The 19375-nt window shown below is 33.2% G+C and carries 18 protein-coding genes; 3 read left to right on the top strand and 15 right to left on the bottom strand.

What is annotated here, in order from left to right; translation table 11 throughout:
- Positions 1-5: 5 nt before the first annotated feature.
- Complete coding sequence (locus CS063_RS14410; RefSeq protein WP_180270811.1) at positions 6-1328, bottom strand: sensor histidine kinase; 1323 nt, start codon at positions 1326-1328, stop codon at positions 6-8.
- Positions 1329-1692: 364 nt separating this feature from the next.
- Here CS063_RS14410 and CS063_RS14405 point away from each other — a divergent pair, with 364 nt between their 5' ends.
- The 3 genes from CS063_RS14405 to CS063_RS14395 all read left to right on the top strand — a co-directional run bounded on the left by CS063_RS14405 (position 1693) and on the right by CS063_RS14395 (position 3818).
- Positions 1693-1884 (top strand): sodium/glutamate symporter, encoded by a 192-nt coding sequence (locus CS063_RS14405; protein ID WP_330401022.1) that lies wholly within the window; start codon positions 1693-1695, stop codon positions 1882-1884.
- Positions 1885-1954: 70 nt separating this feature from the next.
- Entirely contained in the window at positions 1955-2398 is a 444-nt protein-coding gene (locus tag CS063_RS14400) for a MarR family winged helix-turn-helix transcriptional regulator (RefSeq protein WP_099450399.1), read from the top strand.
- A 19-nt stretch (positions 2399-2417) separates the two neighbouring features.
- Positions 2418-3818 (top strand): MATE family efflux transporter, encoded by a 1401-nt coding sequence (locus CS063_RS14395; RefSeq protein ID WP_099450398.1) that lies wholly within the window; start codon positions 2418-2420, stop codon positions 3816-3818.
- A gap of 52 nt (positions 3819-3870) precedes the next feature.
- On the opposite strand, the gene CS063_RS14390 is transcribed toward CS063_RS14395, so the two are convergent.
- The 14 genes from CS063_RS14390 to CS063_RS14330 form a co-directional block, all read right to left on the bottom strand.
- Positions 3871-5061, bottom strand: coding sequence for a cytochrome c biogenesis protein/redoxin (locus CS063_RS14390; RefSeq protein WP_099450397.1), 1191 nt, complete (start codon positions 5059-5061; stop codon positions 3871-3873).
- A gap of 110 nt (positions 5062-5171) precedes the next feature.
- A complete protein-coding gene (locus tag CS063_RS14385; RefSeq protein ID WP_099450396.1) occupies positions 5172-5504 on the bottom strand; it encodes a winged helix-turn-helix transcriptional regulator in 333 nt (110 codons plus the stop codon).
- Between the two features lie 101 nt (positions 5505-5605).
- The gene (locus CS063_RS14380; protein WP_180270810.1) at positions 5606-6286 is read right to left on the bottom strand and encodes an HAD family hydrolase; all 681 of its coding nucleotides are present in this window, start codon (positions 6284-6286) and stop codon (positions 5606-5608) included.
- A 200-nt stretch (positions 6287-6486) separates the two neighbouring features.
- A complete protein-coding gene (locus CS063_RS14375) occupies positions 6487-6996 on the bottom strand; it encodes a hypothetical protein (RefSeq protein WP_099450394.1) in 510 nt (169 codons plus the stop codon).
- A gap of 167 nt (positions 6997-7163) precedes the next feature.
- Positions 7164-8381: an ABC transporter permease gene (locus CS063_RS14370; protein WP_099450393.1), complete on the bottom strand. Its 1218-nt coding sequence runs from the start codon at positions 8379-8381 to the stop codon at positions 7164-7166.
- Positions 8378-10168, bottom strand: a complete 1791-nt coding sequence (locus CS063_RS14365; protein WP_099450392.1) for an HlyD family efflux transporter periplasmic adaptor subunit — start codon at positions 10166-10168, stop codon at positions 8378-8380. Before CS063_RS14365 ends, CS063_RS14370 begins: the two co-directional genes overlap by 4 nt.
- A gap of 19 nt (positions 10169-10187) precedes the next feature.
- Positions 10188-11027 (bottom strand): carbohydrate ABC transporter permease, encoded by an 840-nt coding sequence (locus tag CS063_RS14360; protein WP_099450391.1) that lies wholly within the window; start codon positions 11025-11027, stop codon positions 10188-10190.
- Positions 11028-11029: 2 nt separating this feature from the next.
- On the bottom strand, positions 11030-11941 hold the full coding sequence (locus tag CS063_RS14355; RefSeq protein WP_099450390.1) for a carbohydrate ABC transporter permease: 912 nt from the start codon (positions 11939-11941) through the stop codon (positions 11030-11032).
- Positions 11871-14036: an ABC transporter substrate-binding protein gene (locus CS063_RS14350; protein ID WP_099450389.1), complete on the bottom strand. Its 2166-nt coding sequence runs from the start codon at positions 14034-14036 to the stop codon at positions 11871-11873. The genes CS063_RS14355 and CS063_RS14350 overlap by 71 nt, the downstream gene beginning before the upstream one ends.
- Before the next feature lie 324 nt (positions 14037-14360).
- Positions 14361-15854 carry a HAMP domain-containing sensor histidine kinase gene (locus CS063_RS14345; RefSeq protein WP_099450388.1) on the bottom strand — a complete coding sequence of 498 codons (1494 nt, stop codon included), beginning with the start codon at positions 15852-15854 and terminating at the stop codon, positions 14361-14363.
- A complete protein-coding gene (locus tag CS063_RS14340; protein ID WP_099450387.1) occupies positions 15847-16545 on the bottom strand; it encodes a response regulator transcription factor in 699 nt (232 codons plus the stop codon). Before CS063_RS14340 ends, CS063_RS14345 begins: the two co-directional genes overlap by 8 nt.
- A gap of 294 nt (positions 16546-16839) precedes the next feature.
- Positions 16840-17703, bottom strand: a complete 864-nt coding sequence (locus CS063_RS14335) for a metallophosphoesterase (RefSeq protein ID WP_099450386.1) — start codon at positions 17701-17703, stop codon at positions 16840-16842.
- Between the two features lie 51 nt (positions 17704-17754).
- Positions 17755-17892, bottom strand: a complete 138-nt coding sequence (locus tag CS063_RS17710; protein WP_180270809.1) for a hypothetical protein — start codon at positions 17890-17892, stop codon at positions 17755-17757.
- Positions 17893-17957: 65 nt separating this feature from the next.
- On the bottom strand, positions 17958-18656 hold the full coding sequence (locus CS063_RS14330) for an N-acetylmuramoyl-L-alanine amidase family protein (protein ID WP_099450385.1): 699 nt from the start codon (positions 18654-18656) through the stop codon (positions 17958-17960).
- Positions 18657-19375 lie beyond the last annotated feature (719 nt).

Raw genomic sequence — 19375 nt, 5'->3', positions numbered from 1 at the left:
ATTTTTTACATGAATTCTAAATTATATTCACTGTACGCTGTGTTTTTAGTTAAGATAGGTTCCATATTATCTATGCTCGTGATAGGTAATGAGAAGGTAATCTTACAGCCTTCTTTATATGATTTATCAATCCAAATATTTCCCTTGTGTAATCCTACAAGTGATTTTACAAGTTCTAGTCCAATGCCACTGCTATTATATTTTTGATGAAGCTCTCCCCAGTTTTGCGTAAAACGATTAAAGATAACTTCATGCAATGCCTCTGGTATGCCCTCTCCTGTATCTTGTACTGTAATATATAAATAATCCATATCGTAGCTAATGTAAACCAAAATTTCTCCACCATTAGGAGTATATTTAATTGCATTCGAAAGCAAATTAAAAATAATCTTTTCTATCTTATCCATATCACAAGCTATAATAAGCTCCTCTATTTCTGTATCAAAGAGTATATTGATTTGCTTCTGCATTGCAAAAGCATTAATGGACATAACCATATCTTCTACAAAGGGAATAATGTTATAATTTTTAGCTTCTACTGTCATATAGCCGGATTCAATTTTATTTACATCTATAATATTATTAACAAGTTTAATCAGTCGATAGCAATTTTTTTGCATACTTTTTAAATATTTATCTGCTTCCATTACTCCATTGGAATCTTGTAATATGCATTTTTCAAATAGTTGAATATTACTATAAATTACATTGATAGGTGTCTTTAATTCATGAGATAAATCTGTAAAAAAAGTACTCTTAAGTTGATTTTTTTCATAGCTTTCTTTTAATTGCTTTTGACCTAAGACAATTTCATCTTGTAATTCTCCTACCTTTTGAGTGTAATATGCTCTTGATTCTTGAATAGCTATACATACAAGAATCATAGAAATGATGAAATTTTGAATAATATAAACTATATTGTCCCAAAAAAAATGAACAGGCTCTTTAAAATAAAACAACCACGCAAATACCCATTGTATAACTGCAAAAATTATATTATTAATAAGCAATAATGAGGCTAATAAGCTTCTTTTTTTAAAATAAAAGAACTTAAACGTTACAAATACACATAACAGCATAAAAAGTATTTTATGCATAAAAACACTAACAGGCAAATAAAAATCAAACCCCCAAAAATCTAGTATTAAAAGACTTAATATTCCCCAAAGGATATAAACTTTTAGTTTAATCTTCATAATTAATATTAGAGAACTAAAGCATAAAAATATACCTAAATCAAAAATAATCGCTGTTAAACCTTTTAACAACCAATTCTCATTGGTAGCCTTATAAAGTAAAAGAAACAAAATACTCAAAACAACACACATATTGCTTCCACATATACAGCTTAGATAACGTTCATTGTAATAGAGATTAAAAATGACAAAGAATAGACAGATGAGACAAGAAAATACTAATATAATTAAGAAATAGACTGAATTAAACATATCCTATTATCAAACCCCTTTTTCTTTCTCTATTACCATTTTCTTCATTATATCACATTTTAATTGTAAAAATTATTTTATTCTAAATTTTAATTATTTTCTTTTAATAGTATAGAAACCTCTTGAAGACTACTCTTTTTATAATGCTTATCTTCTATATAATTAGACACTTTTTGTTCATCTTTCTTCGCTATATTATAGCTAGTAATTGGAAACACTTTACTTAAAGAAAGATAATTTAACAATGGCTTTAATGAGGCTTCAACTTTGGCAATTATTTGATTTAGCCTTCCCTTTCATCATTATGTTAATAGCTCAAGTCCTTTTAGTAGGATTGTTTGCTTATAGTGTAACCTATAGAGTGATGGGAAAAAACTATGAGGCAGCTGTATTCTCTTCTGCTATCATCACCTTGTTTATAAACTTAATCCTATAAAATTGCGCTCGCAAATTCATTGTTGCGCTCGCAATCTTTTAGGTGTATAATTTAACACCGAGGTGAGTTTATGGAATTTTTAAAATGGCTTTCTATTACTGATCGCTATACCAAAATGCATTTAGATCGGCAACTGGCTCCTCTTGGACTTAATAGTAGCCAGCATATGTATATCATGAAAATATGCAAGGAGCCCGGTATAACACAAGACCGTTTTGTAACACTTTTTTATATTCATCCAAGTAATATTACACGTTCTCTCATTGCCTTGGAAAAAGCAGGCTTTATCAAAAAGGAACCTCTTAAAAAGGATAAACGTACCTGCTGTTTATATCCTACCGATAAAGCCCTGAAAGCAAATAAACAAATCCTTTATATTCAAAAATCTTGGTATGAAAAGCTTCTTCAAGATTTTTCTCTTGAAGAGAGAGAACTCTTTTTTTCTTTTCTTAACAAAGCTGGTCAAAAAGCAATTTATGAGATAACCCAGGAAATAGAACTAGAAAATGAATAACACATGAAAGGAACTCATTATGAATGAAATAAAACGTGAAAATCCTCTTGGCTATGAAAAACTTCCTAAGCTTTTAAAAAGCTATGCCATCCCTAGTATCATAGCCATGTTAGTAAGCTCTTTATATAATATTGTTGACCAAATTTTCATTGGACAAGGTGTGGGATATCTTGGAAATGCAGCAACCAATGTTGCTTATCCACTCACCACCATCTGTCTTTCTATTGCTTTATTAATTGGTATTGGGAGTGCTGCGCGTTTTTCCTTAGCCCTAGGTGCTAAAAAAAAGGAACAAGCTGCACTAGCGGTGGGGAACGCTATTAGTATGATGTTTTTATTTGGTGGCATTTACTTTATTCTTATTGAAATTTTTTTACAGCCATTACTTACCATTTTTGGTAGCACACCCGATATTATGCCTTATGCTAAGGTCTATACGCAAATTACGGCTATTGGTATGCCACTACTTATTGTTACGAATGGTATGAGTAATTTAGCCAGGGCAGATGGAAGTCCTAAATTTTCTATGATTTGTATGTTAGTAGGGGCTATTCTTAATACCGTTCTTGATCCTATTTTTATTTTTACCTTTGATATGGGTATAGCCGGTGCTGCACTTGCTACTATCATAGGACAACTTGTTTCTTTTCTTATGGCTATTAGTTATATTCGTCGTTTCAAACATATTGAGTTAAAAAAACATCATTTTAAACTTCAAATACCAGAGTGTCTTAAAATTGCTTCTCTAGGAATGAGCAACAGTCTTAACCAATTAGCTATTACTTTTGTACAAATTGTATTAAATAACTCACTTATCCATTATGGCTCTCAATCCATCTATGGTAGCGAGATACCTCTTGCTTGCAGCGGTATTGTGATGAAAACAAATGCTATTTTAATATCTGTTCTTGTCGGTATCTCTCAAGGGGCCCAGCCTATTATTAGCTTTAACTATGGTGCTAAAAATTATGATAGAGTACGAGGTATCTATAAGCTTGCAGTCAGTTCTGGTCTAATAGTTTCCACCTTAGGCTTTATTGCTTTTCAATTTTTTCCCAAACAAGTTATTTCCTTGTTTGGAACAGGAGATCAGCTCTACTTTGAGTTTGCAGTTAAATTCATGAGAATCTTTTTATTTATGATGTTTATTAACGGGGTACAAATCATCTCTTCTAACTTTTTTGCTGCCATTGGCAAAGCCATTAAAGGGGTATTCTTATCTTTGTCAAGGCAGGTTCTCTTTTTAATCCCCCTTATTCTTGTATTACCACTCTTCTACGGAATTAATGGGATATTATTTGCAGCGCCTATAGCTGATACATTAGCTTTTTGTGTGACACTGCTACTCATTAGTAAAGAACTTGCCCATATTAAAACCTTAAGTCCTACTAAACAACTTAATCCTTCTTCCCAGTCATAGCTTCATCAAAAAAATCCGCTTAGAGTTAATTTCCAAACTCTAAGCGGATTTTTTATCGTGCCTTCTCTATTATTTCTCTCATGGTTTCTTTATCCATGGCTCCTGGTGCATAAAGCTGGATATAACCTTCCTTATCTATAATAAAGGTATTAGGGAAAGAATTAATACCATACTGATAAAGGGTGCTTCCATCATTATCATAGACTACTGGGAAGGTATGGCCTGCATCTGCTAAAAATTGAGTAATACGTTCTTCACTTACTTCCCTTCCCAAATTAGGAGCAGCTACGCCTAAAATAACAACATCCTCTTTGTTTTCCCCATATTCTTTATATAATTCCTCAATATAAGGCATTTCTTTAATACAATAAGTACACCAAGTTGCCCAAAAGTTTAAAAAAACCGTTTTTCCTTCATACTCACTAAGTTGATGCTTATTTCCATATTGATCATACAAGGTAAAGTCAATAGCTTTCACTTTTACTTCTTCTGTATTCTCTTCATTATTCACTATTTCTTCTTGTTGACTTGGTGGATTATCAATTATCTTGCTTCTATTAATGTCCCTAAGACCGCTAAAGGCCATTAGTACCCCAGCTATAATAAGTATAATCCCTCCTAGCTTTTTAATAAGTCCCATATGCTTCTTTATTTGCTCTAACTGTTTAAAAAGCTTATCATAAAACAAGGCTAATACAATAAAAGGAATAATGAAGCCTAAAGTATAGATAGCAATTAGCCAAGTTGCCATAAGCCTACTTGTTGCCGTAGAAGACATGATTAATACAGAAGCTAGCATAGGCCCAATGCAAGGTGTCCATCCAAAACTAAAGGTAAAACCAAGTATAAAGGAAGTAATGCCCTTCATTTCTGAGACTTGCATATGAAATCTTTTTTCTCTGTTCATCCATTTCACCTGAATAAAATCTACATAAAATAAACCCATAAAAATAATAATAATGCCTCCTACTAGAGTAATGACTTCTTTATAGGCTGAAAAGAATGTACTTAATACATTAATAGATGAACCTAATAAAAAGAAAGTAGCAGAAATCCCTAACACAAAACCTAAGGTATTTTTAAATAGGGCACTATTAGTAAATTTGGTTTCACCACTCTCTAGCTTTGCTATACTACTATTCGATAAAATACTTAAGTAAATGGGTAGAACAGGTAATATGCAGGGTGAAAAGAAAGAAAAAAGTCCTTCAATAAACACAATCACTAAATTAAATTCTTTCATTATCTGACTCCTTTATCCTTAAATTTTAAAATCTATCCCAATGACATAACTTCTACTTCTAGCGTACCAAGAAAAGCTTATCTTCTCAATTAGGCACTTTTTTGTAACCTCTATTTTTCACAAATTAAGTTTTGATTGCTCCAGTAAATCATTTTCTCCATAATAGGAATGAGTGCAAGACCTGCACCACTTAAATAATAAATAGAAGTAACCATATTATTTTCACTTGTTTTCTCATTAATAATAATGCCATGATGTACTAACAAATCTAGCTGCTGTGTTAGCATTTTCTTAGTACACCCTTCTACTTCACGCTGAAGCTCCCCAAATCGCAATTGACGCTCTTGGAGTGTCCATATAATCACTGCAACCCATTTCTTACCTAATATATTAGATAATGCCTCTACTGGACAACCAAAAATTAGCTCTTCTACACTATACATTATTTCACCCCTTTATGTAGATTTATAAATATGATTAAATAAAAAATCTCTTAAAGTTTAACGTTTTGTCATGCTCTAAGAGATGCTATATAATTGCTCAACTAATTAGTTAAAATTTCCCATCTTTTTTCTTCTGCTAACTTCCTAAGCAGCTCATCTGGATTAACTGCAATAGGATTGCCTACTATTTCTAAAATATAACGATCATATTCACTATCACCATAAGCCCTACTAGAGTTCCAATCTATCTCTTTATCTTTCATGCTTTCCAGTAATCTTTCTACTTTTTTAGGCCCTGTAGAGATATCTAAATCTTTTATCACTCGTTTCCCATTCGAAATATTTTCCCACTCAATATCTGTACCAATAACATAATCTATCCCTAATACCTCTGCTATTCCTTTTAATATATCCGTATAGCATCCTGATAGTAGTACGCATTTTTCTCCCCTTGCTTTAGCTTGTCTCACTTCTTCCACCACCATGGGATTTAAATCCTTAATCATCTGCGGAATCACTTGGTGAAAAAACTCTACTACTACCGTAGGCTTTTGTTTATTAAATAATTGAATAAAATACACGGTAGCTTCTCTACGAAACTGCTCTTTACCATACTTTTTATCAAAGGGTAATTTATACTTTGCAATAGCTCTAAGTGTTTTGCATAAAAAGATAGCATACCTTGCCTTGCTATAACCTAACTTTATATAACTCTTCATTAAATAAGGAATCGTTTGTTTAGGAAATAGAGTCCCATCAAAGTCAAAGATGGCTAATTTCATATATTGCCTCCCCTCAAAATAAAACCTCTCTAAGTTAAGCATGTTGTCTTACTTCAAGAGGTCTCGTATAAAGTATATTGTTTTATAGTTTTATTATAGCATAATACATAATGCTGTTGGGGTATTTTTTGATTTTTATCTGCCTACTTTAATCTGTATTCTATATATTTGAAGTTTAGGCTAGCATCATTCATTTATCATTAATAACTCGATAAAAGATCTTTCAAAAGATTAATGGCATCAATAGCAGACAGCCTAGCTTGAAAGTATCGATCCAGTAGTTGAATTTTTTCTACTGTAGAAGTTGTATCGTTCAAAAGACTAAGAGTATATAAGCCATCTTTAGAAAAATTAAATGCATTAAAAAGTAGTAAAACTTCTCTATTTTCTTCACTAAACGTGGGAACTGTTTTATAATAACTATCAATCTTTTTATTTAAGTTGGAAAGATCTTCATTAATGGATTGTATAGTAGCGGTATAATTACTTGATGTAATAGGCTCATTTCCTCCAAAAAATTGAGTAAGATTATATATTCGATTCTGTAGTGTATTTAATTCACCGATAAAGCCCTGAATTATCTGTTTATGTTGAGCCGAGGGAACATTAGGCAAGCTACTGATAGAACTGGCATTTGTCATAATAGGATTAAAGATCGTAACCAAAGATAATGTAATAGATAAGAGTAATTTAATAAAAAAATTCTTCATTTCCAACCTCCCAAATATTTATAAGGTTAGATTGTACAGTTTATTAAATTATTATGTGAGTTTAAGGCATATATGTTGTTTTATCACAAGCCTTAATCATTTTTCATGTCACAACAATAATGCTCTATGAATTGTTAATTATATAGTATTATTATCTAATTCATATCTTAGCTTTCTAGCATTTTTATCCACCTATCACTTATATAGTAGATTACCATAAATATAGGCAGGGCTGTCCAAAATGCTTGTGGCATAATAGCCGTCATCCCTAATGCATAACCTACCATAATAGCTATAAAACTTGAAACTATAGCGATAAGTGTTTTCCAAAATAACTCACTACTATCTCGTATAGTAATCTTTCTTAATCCCCAGATTGTTATACCACTACTTATAAGCCAAAAGCTTATAACACATTTTATAGTTGCTCCCCTCCATATATCGGGAAGGTATTTCGGTAAACTTTCTATCTCTATATAATTACTCTTTAAATCATTCCAAAGCGTTGACCAAAATTCAAAATCAGACCATTGATTTGGTAGCAAGTAAGATGGGATATTCAGTGGAATAGCCATAAATCTTAGAATCACCCAATCTATAACACTTATGATTACCATTAAGATGATCGCAGCTACCCAGTAACGATAGGTTTTATTGAATACCCTTAAAAGCTTTATAATCCCCCATATGCCTAGAATCCATATAGGCATATAAATGATTTGATTCCATAAAATACTCATTAAAGATAGATTCATTACTATAGCATCTTCTAATTCATAACGTAGTAGAAAACTTCTTAGTTCACCGGGAATATTTTCTGTCTCTATAAACTTAACTCTCAGCCCACTCATCTGAACCTCTTCTGCTACATCTTCGCTAAGCTGCCTAAGAATAGCTGGCTCATTATCTTCTATAATCCCTCTCACTTTATAGCTATTACCATTGTAGTCAAAGGTTTTATTGATTACATCTAAGTTTCCCCATAAATCATAGGCCACTTTACTAGTAATTAGAGCGCCTTCCTCATCTCCTTGATAAGGAAAATCTCCTGCTATTTGATTTTTACCAATAAGCTCTTTGATATCACCAAATACATAGAGCATGGTAGCCCCTATACTTTTATTCAGTTCTTCATTTTTTATCTGTACCTCATCTACTTGTTCCCAAGCTATGAGCTGATTGATTAGTGGCTGATTATGGTTACTTTCACTCTCTTGTATTTTTGTAAGCTTCTCTAAAGTAAGTGTTGGCTTCGTATAACGTAACTCTATACTATCTTTTAAATGTTCTATTTTTTGCGCGTTTGCTATACCTATACTCCATATAAATAAGGCTAAAAATACTATAACACCAAAAATAGCTACGCGCTTTTTCTCGCCTCTCATTGTTCTAGCAGACGAACCCTATCGCCTGCTTTAATAGGTTTGTTAGTTTTGGTAATGATCTGGTCTTTTCCACTAAAAGTACCTTGTATACCTGCTACTTCACCATTCTTATCAAGCACTGTCACACCTACTCGTTCAACCACCATCTGTTCACCAAGAGTTGTTACCTGTGATTTGGCTACTAACACATATTTTCCTTGACCATCTTCATAGATGGCTGATTCTGGAACAATATAATCATAGCGCTCAGATTCTTTTTCAATAACCATTCTTCCATTTGTTCCTGCAATACCTTCTTTAATGTTAACCATTATTTTGCTACTTCCCAGTTTCTCTCCTCGTAAATGAATTATACGATTAATAACGGTCTCACCTTCAATGGCATCGCTTTCACCATCTAATATAATCTCAACTTGATCCTCTACTTTTACTGTCTTGATATCCTCATTCTTTACTTCTGCTTCGAAGATATATTGAGTAGCATCTGAAAGTAGAGTCATCAATATATCACTAGATGTTTTTTCACCTTTTTTAACATTAATGATATTTACTGTTCCAGATACCGGTGCTACTAGTATACTGTTAGACTCTTTTATCTCTTTAAGCTTCGTAAGCTCATCTTCTTTAGCACGAATATCTACTTCTAGTGATTGCTGATCTAGGCTATTATTTAACTCTTCTTTTGATTGTTGTTCACTATTTTTTGCACTTTCTTCCTGTGCTTCAATCACTTTTTGCTCTGCATCTGCTATATTTCTATCATATCGCACGATACTTTGTTCTTTATTATAACGTGCATCTTCTAATTCTTTTTGTTTAGATTTTACTGTCTCTTTGGCTACACTTATTTTGCTTTGCTCTGCGTCTAATATGGACTGGTCCACTTCTCCATTTTCAAGCTTCTTAAGCTTTTCTTCTGCCTTAGCAAGCTCCTCCTCAGCTTCTTGAACATTGCGCTTCCAGTCTTCCTTAGTAATTTCATATTCCATCTGAGCACGTTTTAACTGTTCCCATAGCATAGTTGTGTCCCCTTCTGCAACCCATAATTGCTTTCTAACTTCTTCTATAGCTTGTTCTGCACGTCTCAAAGCTTTCTGTTGTTCATATTGCTGTTTCTCAACATTCTTTTTAGCAGCTTCTACTTCTTCTTTTGTCTCGGCAATCTGTTTTTCTAAATTACTTGCCATGAAACTTTCAAAGTTTGCCTCTGCCTCCTCCAATGCTTTTTTAGCTTCTACAATTTCATCTTCCATACGTTTCATTTTTTCATCTATTTGTTGTATTTCAAACGCCTTATCTTCTTTAAGGCGTTCTACTTCCGCTTTTGCTTCTGCTACTAAGTCACTATTTCCACTAGTTGGATCTTTGAGTGCCAACTGTTGCTTTTGAATCTTCATTTTCGCAAGGTCTACTTCAATTGATTTAATCTGACTCTCTAATTCTTCCACATCAAGCTTAATGAGCTGTTCACCTTGATTAACTTGTTGACCTTCCTCTACAAAGATTTCCTCAATAGTTAGTCCTTCTTTAGCTTCAATTTCTACATCCTCTTTAGTGACTATTGTTCCTGCAAATTCAGACGTATGCTTTACACGACCACTTTTTGCATTGGTTACGGTTACTTTAGGTATGATGATAGAATCTGCAAATCTAGACAAAGCAGTTAAAGCTATCATAATCACTAAAAAACCTACTAATGCTTTTAAAGCAACCTGCTGACGTTTACTGGTTTCATCTTTTTTCTCAGGAAGTTTTTTCTTTAGTATCTCTTTTACACTTATTTGCATGATGCTCTCCTTTCTCCCATTATTCCTTAAGTCCTCCTACACTAATTCCGCTCTCAAGATAAGTTTGACCCCATAGGAATATAAGAATGGCTGGAATCAACATAATCACTGATGCCACAATAGCTATTCCTAAATTATCTGTAGTAATATTAGGTAAATATAACGATAATGGCCATAATGACTGGTCTTTAATAAAGGTAAGTGGCTGTTCTATCATATTCCAATACTCTAGGAAGCCTAGTACAAGAGCTGAAATAATACCAGGTGCCCCCAGTGGCAAGCCTATATATATATAAGTTCTAAAAGGTCCGGCACCATCTATAGCAATCGCCTCTATCATTTCCTTTGGAATTGCTTTAAAAAAGCGATACATAATAAAAATAGGAAATGTAGAACAAGCTGCTGGTAAGATGATTGACCACCTTGTATTTAATAATTGCATCTTATCTAACACTAAATAGTTAGGTACCATTGTTACTTGGAATGGCATTAACATAAGCGCTATATAAATAGTAAATAAAATCTTTTTGCCTGAAAACTTAAATCTTGCAAATGCCCAAGCTGCTGGCATCCCTAATAAAAGTTGTCCTATTAAAATAGGAATAACCATCCCTAGAGAATTCCAAAACATCTTGAAAAACTCTGGTGAGTCTAGTAAAAGTTGTACATAAGGCCTCACATCTAGATACTGCGGAAATAGTGGCCATCTTGCAAAACCTTCTGTCTCATTTAATACCGGTCCTAGCGTACTATTAATCTCATCTACGGGCATAAATGACCCACTAATCAGTAACCATAAGGGAAGCCAGGCTACTACACTTAGAATTGCTAGAATTATTAATGTTACTTTTCTCTTCATTCCTAGTCCTCACTTTCCCATGTTTTCTGTAAGAACAAGATAAGCACCAAAATCACACTAGCTACTACTGTTGCTGCTGCTGAAAGTTTATCGATATCTAAGGACATGAACCAGTTATTAAATAAATGCTGTAACATGTACATACTATCATGTGGATATTGACCTGCAATTAAATAAGCTTCTCTGAAAACCTTAAATGAATTTAATAATGAAAGTACAGTGATGGTAAATAAGTTAGGAATAAGCTGAGGCAGTGTTATCCTGGTGAGTCTCTGCCATCCATTTGCCCCATCCACCATAGCTGCTTCATCTACGGATTCAGATAAAGTAGTTAGTCCTGCCAGCCAAAATACCATATTATAGCCCACATTACGCCACAAATAACTTGCTACTAAAATCCAAAATGCCCAATCAGAATTCATCCAATCGATAGGTGCCATACCTAATTTTTCAATTCCAGCGCTTAAAAGTCCATTTTTATTAAATATAACCTGCCATAAAAGTACGACCGATGCCACAGGAATTGCCATAGGTAGTAAAAACATACTTTTAAAAATTTCATTCTTTTTCTTTAAACTATTAACTAATAACGCTAGTGCCAACGAAATCACAATAAGTAGAGGAATACATACCACTATAAATTTAATCGTATTTTTACTAGCTAATTTAAAAGCTTCATTATTAAAAACGGTAATATAATTGTTGGCCCCTACAAACTGGCCATTCATGGCGCCACAAAAAGATCTTCTAATAACATCCAGAAAAGGAATAAGGATAAAAATCCCTACTCCTATTAAACTGGGTAATATAAAACATAATGCAATCTTTAAATCACTCTTTGGTTTATTCTGAGAGATATGCTTTGGTTCTTTGTGCAACTGCTTGCGTTGCTTCTTCTGCAGTCTTAGTTCCATCGAAGTACCCCTTTGTCTCTTCTATTATCATTTCAAGCAATATTTCATCTTCGTAAGCTGGTTGTGTGACACTTTGCAGTACTTGAGCCATTTTTTCATATTCCTCTTTTCCTGCTTGTAGGTATTTAATTGGTCTTTCCTCTGGTGTTGTTTGCCCCGCAATTACTGTTCCTTTAATTCCTTCATTTTTTTGATTTTCAAAGGCCTTTGTATTGACTACGAAGCCATTCTCAAATAACTCGGTTTTTTGTACTTCTTCTCCCAATGCTATTTTTACAATTTCTTTAGCTACTTCTAAGTTTTTACTATTCTTATTAATACCAATTACTCCTTTTCCACGGAAAACACCTTGCCTGTTAACCTGTAATGGCTTGTAGTCTCCATTTGTTCTTTGAGTAATTGCAGAATAATAGTTATTTAACCAACTAAATCCTTGCATATCTTGAGTAGCTAACATGGTGTCTCCATAGGCCATATACTCTCTAGCATAATAATTCATATCTGATTCTTCCATTGGCGTTAAATTACTTTTTGCCTCTTGATCTGCTAAGGTATTAATGGCTTCTAAGAATGTCTTAAACTCTTCAGGTTTGATTTGTCCATTTTCATCCAACCAATTCATAGCACTCACGCCATAAAACTCCTCTATTAATCTTTGTGGTGATGTGCTATATAGTACTTCCTTATCTGGGTTTGCTTCTGCCCACTGTGCTAATTCTTCTACAGAACTCGCTTCTTTTAATAATGCTTCATCTCCCCACATGAGTGGTACTGTAAACCTTGTTGGCACCCCATAAATCTTATCCTCTTCATAATAAGGTTTTACAACATTAGTAAGTAATTCTTTACTATCTAACATTGGTGCTATGATATCATTCATATCTAATAGAACACCTTTCTCTATATAAGATTCTATTGGCAGTCCATCTAAGAGAATAATATCCGGTCCTTTACCTGCTAGTAATTCTGTATTTAAGGTACGAATGGCATCTTCTTTAACAACACCTGTCTCATCATTACCTAGTCCTAGTTGAATATTGATGGCAACTTCTGGATTTTGACGTTGATATTCTACGATAGCCTTTCTCACTAGCTCATCATCCTCTAGCATATATAAAGTGAGTTCTGTTGTTGCACGGTTTGGCATATTAGGGTCATAAGTATATTTAAATACTTGTGCTTTACCTGACATATCTTGAAATGTGATATTAAATCCTTCTTGATCAATACTAGCTGCAGTTATCATTAAAACTGGGTCTCCAAATGCATTATTACTTGCTTCTACAATCGTTTCCCAAGTTTCGCTCTCCTTAACCCATTTATTAATACCTGAATGATTAACAAGATAAACATTACCTTCTTCATCTGAAATAATCTTATTACCCATATCTAACCCTTGATATGCTAATACTTCCTCTTCTTTTCCAGTTTCAAGGTTACAGAATACAACGCTACTGCCAGTACCATCTAATACTGCTATCTTATCTCCTATTACTGTAAAACCATATTGACCACCATATTCTACAAGTCTTTTACCATCTACACCACTATACCTTGTAACACTTTCATAAGTTGCTACTACAATGTCCCCATTTGGTAAAGCCTCCATCTGTAAAATAATCTCTAGGTTATCTTGAATCTTGATATCTTCTACTGTACCATCTGCTTTTGCCTTTTTAATACGCGTTTCTCCTTGGCCATCGTTTCCACCTACGAAAGATAGATACACTGTACCATCTTGATCTTCTATAATATCTTGAATAAGTTGATTTCCTACTTTGTCAGCCCATGCTGTTTTACTTTCAGTCCATGTTTCCCCATTTTGAGAAGTGTAAACTGAAAACTTATTTGACTTATTATAACCATAAACTGTCATCGCTCCATCTGCATTGTTTATACACTTAACCATAGATACCATATCTTTTGGAAGCTCTATGGCTTTTTCTACATATTTACCCATTACCACTTCCTGATTATTAGGTGCGCTTATACCTCCTACGTTACTTTCACTTTTGCTTCCTCTACAAGCTGTCATGGATACTGCACTTACGCCTATCATAACTCCTGCTAAAACTCTATATAAATGTCTATTCATTTTATCTCTCCTAACTTATTTTTATTTTAACGAAACATCATTTTCTAGATTCTAAATCTATTACCTTACAACGCTCTATTTCTTACACTTTATACGCTTATACTACTTTTTTTTATCCATTATGCACGGAATAGCCATCCTATTTTAAACATGTTTACAAACAAAGTATGACTATCATTTATGACAGGCTTAATCATACCTGTGCTATGTGACATTAATGTTACATTTTTAAATTCTCTTAAAAAATGGTACACAAAAAAGCATGGGTATCATTTAATAACTCATCAAATGATACCCATGCTCCGTGACATTAATATTACATTTTTATATAATCTCTGCATCAAAGTAGAAGACAACACCATTATCTACATTCATCACGCCATAATGATATCCATGTAATTCTAAAATTCTTTTACATATGGATAATCCTAATCCTGTTCCTCCCGTTTCCCTACTTCTTGCTTTATCTATTCGGTAGAATTTATTCCAAATTTTATCTAATTCCACCGCTTCAATGGGCTGACCCTCATTAAACACAGCAATTCTAACATACCCGTTATGATGCTTAGCTGAAAGAATAACTTTCTTTTGTGGTTGTGTATGTGTCATTGCATTTGAAATAAAATTACGTATGACTTGTTCTATGCTATATTGATCGGCCATCATATTGCCTATTTGTGAATCATATTCCTGTAAAAATACAATGCCTTTATTTTGCATGAGCACCTTATACCCACTTGCCACATTCTCTAACATCTCAGTACAATCAATGCTTTTCTTGCACATTAAAGCTCCTTGGGATTCAAGTTTTGATAACTTCAACAAATCATACACTAATTTATCCATGCGATCTACTTCATTGGTTATGGTATTTAGCATGTCCTCTTGTACTGCTTTATCTACCTTCTTATCTAATAGGATTTCTATAAATCCTCTAATAATGGTTAAAGGTGTCTTAAATTCATGGGATACATCGGCAACAAATGCTTTTTGCAAGTTTATATCTTCCTCTAATCTTTCATTGGCCTTCTCTAATTGTGTAATAGTCGTATCTAGTATATCCGACATATCATTTAAGTTCTGTGCCAGTACACCTAACTCATCACTTTTCTTATACTCACACTTCTTTGAAAAGTCTAGCTTGGCTATACGAGAAGCACTATCCATAATCTCAAGTACTGGTTTTGTAATATAGTACGAAAACACATAGGCGGCAATAACACCTAATACTAAAACCAAAAGTAAAAGATATAAACTAAACTTCGTCAATAATAAGTAATTCTCACTTGTGTAGACTTCCTTAATAATAGAAACAAGATATATAGGTTTCAAAGGATAGAACTCTCTCCCATATACAACTGCGATATAACGTGTTGGTAAGCCATACCTCGTGTTAATTCGAAAGCTTTTTGAAATATCATCTTCAAACACAAGCCCTCTAATTTGTTTTTGAATATCCTCAATATACCCTGGTTTTAACTCATCTATAGTACTTCCCCTACAAATAACTTCTCCATCGTTTCCTACTAACATACTGTATACACTGTTTTTACTTGAATATTTATTTAATGCATCTAACATGTTGTTTTGATTACTATTGACCAAGTCTATTCCATGATCAATAAAAAAATCCCTACCTTGATCACTTAGTTTCTTTTCTTTTTGTTTTGTATACTCTGTAGTCAAATACACCCTATTAAAGTACAAGAACTGTGCTGCTATAATAATTCCTAATAAAATCACAAACATGGTAGAAATTAATAGAGATAATTTGAGTGTAATTTTGCCATGAAATAGTTTTTTTCTTTCTCTACTCATGATTTTCTAGTGGCCACTTATTTTCTAAACTGTAGCCTCTTCCTCTAAATGTTTTTATTAGTCCTTGATACTCTTTTAATTTGTCTCTTAATCTTCTTATATGTGTATCTACTGTTCTAGGATCTCCTTCATACTCATATCCCCAAACCTTATCTAAAATCTGTTGTTTTGATAGGACAATGCCTTCATTTTCAATTAATAGTATCAGCAAATCATATTCTTTTTTCGTTAGATAAATAGGCTCATTTCCAATTTGCACCTGGCTAGTTTCTTTATTGACTTTTAACTCGCCCATCTCAAAAATACTGCTACTCTTACTTACATTGCCCCTAACACGTTTCATCATTGCCTCTGCCCTTGCAGCTAATACTTTTAAACTAAATGGCTTGGTCACATATTCATCTATTCCATATTCAAATCCTCTTAATTTATCTTCTTCTTGAGACTTTGCAGTAATCATAATAATGGGTACATCTGAGGTTTCACGGATTATTCGGCATACTTGCAAACCATCTAGCTCTGGCATCATAATATCTAGGAATACAAGATCAATATTTTCGGTCTGAAATAGCATTATCCCCATTCTTCCGTTCTCTGCTTCAAAACAATTATAGTTTTCATCTTCAAAATACATTTTTATCATTCTTCTAATTTGTATATCGTCTTCTATAATCAACAGATTCCTTTTCATGCTATAAATCCTCCTCTTATTATCCCTATTTATGATTACTCATTTAGTGTTTTCTATCCTAAGCTTTCTTTATTATATTTTCACCTTACTATCTTCTATTTTTTACACCCTTTACACTTTTTACATTCGTCATTATTCCCTATTTATGTACTAGCAGAATGACGCCTCTTTACAGTTTTTCTTATTGGTTTAAGTTTAACCAACAACTATATTGTACAAGTACTATGTGACAATAACGTTACATGATCATATTATCATTCTGCTAATTTAGTTATTCTACTGCTATTTATAGACTTAAAAGGCAATATCAAAAGTGACTATTTCAGGGATATTACCTAGACGAAATGGCACCTTTGTATTACCTATACCAGAACTTACGTAGAAAGTTGTGTTTCTTGCATTTTCTAAAGTATATTTCCCTTTAAAATAATCTTCACAGTAATTAGTCGTTATGATAGGTCCTACGAATGGCACTAAGACCTGTCCCCCATGACTATGCCCTGCAAACGCTAAGTCGATAGGATATGAGATGCACGCATTCATTAAATCTGGTTCATGCATGAGCAATAAATTAATATGGTCTTCATTTATTTCTCCAACTGTTTTATTAGCTTTGGAATAATCCATCATAAGTCCACTTAATCCAAAAATAGAAATCGTTTCACCTTCATAAGATAACTGAACAGACTCATCTTCTAAAATGGTAAATCCACCCATTGCCATCTTTTCTTTAAAAAAATCTACTCCTCTTTGGTAATCTCTATTCCCCATAACAGCAAATTTTCCCATAGTGGCTTCTATTTTACTTAATTCCATCATCACTTCATCAAGCTTCTCATGCCTCATCATGACACCATCTATTTTCTCGTATTCCTCCATAATATCAAATAAATCCCCTGTGAAAAATACAAGGTCTGGTGACTGTTTATTAATTTTATCAACTACCTTTTTTAGTTGCTCTACCTCAAAAAAATCTCCTATATGAGTATCTGAAAACTGGACAATACGAAGCTTATGGTTTCCATCACCCTTAACTGAAACAGAAATGTTCTTATTGATTAACAAGGATCTCTCAATCCAAGTCATATAGCTAAAAAATAGTAGGGTGATAGCCACTAAAATAAGACCTATTCTTTTTCCTCTACTACGTGTTTTCATATTATTATTCTTTCCCTTTTTATTTAAACTGTACTAATGGTGTTTCTTCTGTCATTGCCTTAAAGATAAAACCTTGCTTTTCATTTCACTTATCTCATTAAATAATGTAGCTACATGCTTCTGATTTCGGTGAATACTACCTTTGATATACAGATAACTTACTACTGCTACTAGTTGCATGTTTTTCATTAACTATTACCTTACTTTCTACTCAAAATATAATCCTTAACCTTTTACTTATGTCTTTTCATGTACTATACTAAAAAATACTTCTCGATTCCTTTTACAATACCTTCTGCAATGGCATCCTGATACGTATCATCTTGTAGTAGACTTCTCTCAGCATCGCTGCTAATGAAACCACATTCTACTAAAACAGCCGGTGCCTTTGTATTTTGAAGCACATATAAGGAATGTCTAGATTTTGTTCCTCTATCTTTTCCATTTGTTGATTCTGAAACGCTTGATTGCACTACTTCAGCTAATTTCTTACTTTCTGGACTAGTCTTTTCAAACCATGTTTCAATACCATAGGTTACATGATCCTCTAGTGCATTTTGATGGATTGATACAAATAAATCTGCTTTGCTATCATTACTCATCTGTACTCTTGTTTCCAACGATACCTTTGTATCATTTACTCTTGTCATCACCACGTTAACACCTTTTTCCTGTAGTAGCTGCTGAACTTTTAATGCAATTGATAGATTAATATCCTTTTCAGTAATCCCTTCACGTGCTGCTCCTGCATCACTTCCTCCATGTCCTGGGTCAATTACAATTGTTTTTCCGTCTAATAGACTACTAACGCTGTTATTGGATGCATTGTTTATACTTTTGTTTATATTTTCATTTGACTTTCCGTGTATCTTAATAGAACCTACCATCAAGGTAATACCTAATAGCGTTACTATCAGGCATATTTCTTTTTTATTTAATTTTTGTAATCGCATATTAAATTCCCACCCTATTTATATATTTTTATTTTAAAGTTGTGCTAAAATCATTTTTCTTTGTTTGATCATTTAATGACAACTGAAATAATAATGGGGTTATGTGACATAAACGTTACAATTCTTTATTACTACTTACCATCCACAAATTACCTTGTATGGTCTTTTCATAAAACAAACTCCACATAGCAAGTTGCTATGTGGAGTTTGTTTTCCCTTATATTACAATTTTCTATTTCTTAGACCCTATCCCCTTAGTTTATCTGCCATCTTGAATATTTACTATTTTAATAACCTCAATCACCTACTACACTTTTAATACAATAAATAAAGAGAGTTTTCATACTCTCTTTAAATCTTCTTATGTATGTAATTATTGGCTTAATACCTGCTTCATAAGTAATGTGTATCCACATCATGCAAAATGAAATAGGTATCAAAGATCTTAAATTTCAGTTTATCGAGGTGTTTTACACATTATATTACTAAAAGGAAAGGGATAGGGGGTATTCTCAGGGGCCGCAAGTAAGGGAGCTCTTCACCAGCTTCTCGGTCCTCGGATGGGTAAAATCTAAGTTCAGTCCAATAGGCTAACGGTCCTACCTATCACAAGAAAGGCACTTGTGATAACGTCCCTAAAAACAGCCTATAGGACTTCTCTAAGATTTTACATCCATCCTGTGGAGGAAGCTTGCGAAGAGCTCCCTTACTTGCTAGCC

Source organism: Sporanaerobium hydrogeniformans, from assembly GCF_002735925.1.
In the GTDB taxonomy this organism is placed as follows: domain Bacteria; phylum Bacillota; class Clostridia; order Lachnospirales; family Cellulosilyticaceae; genus Sporanaerobium; species Sporanaerobium hydrogeniformans.
Note: the sequence above shows the minus strand (reverse complement) of the source record. Positions and strands in the feature narration are given on the sequence as shown.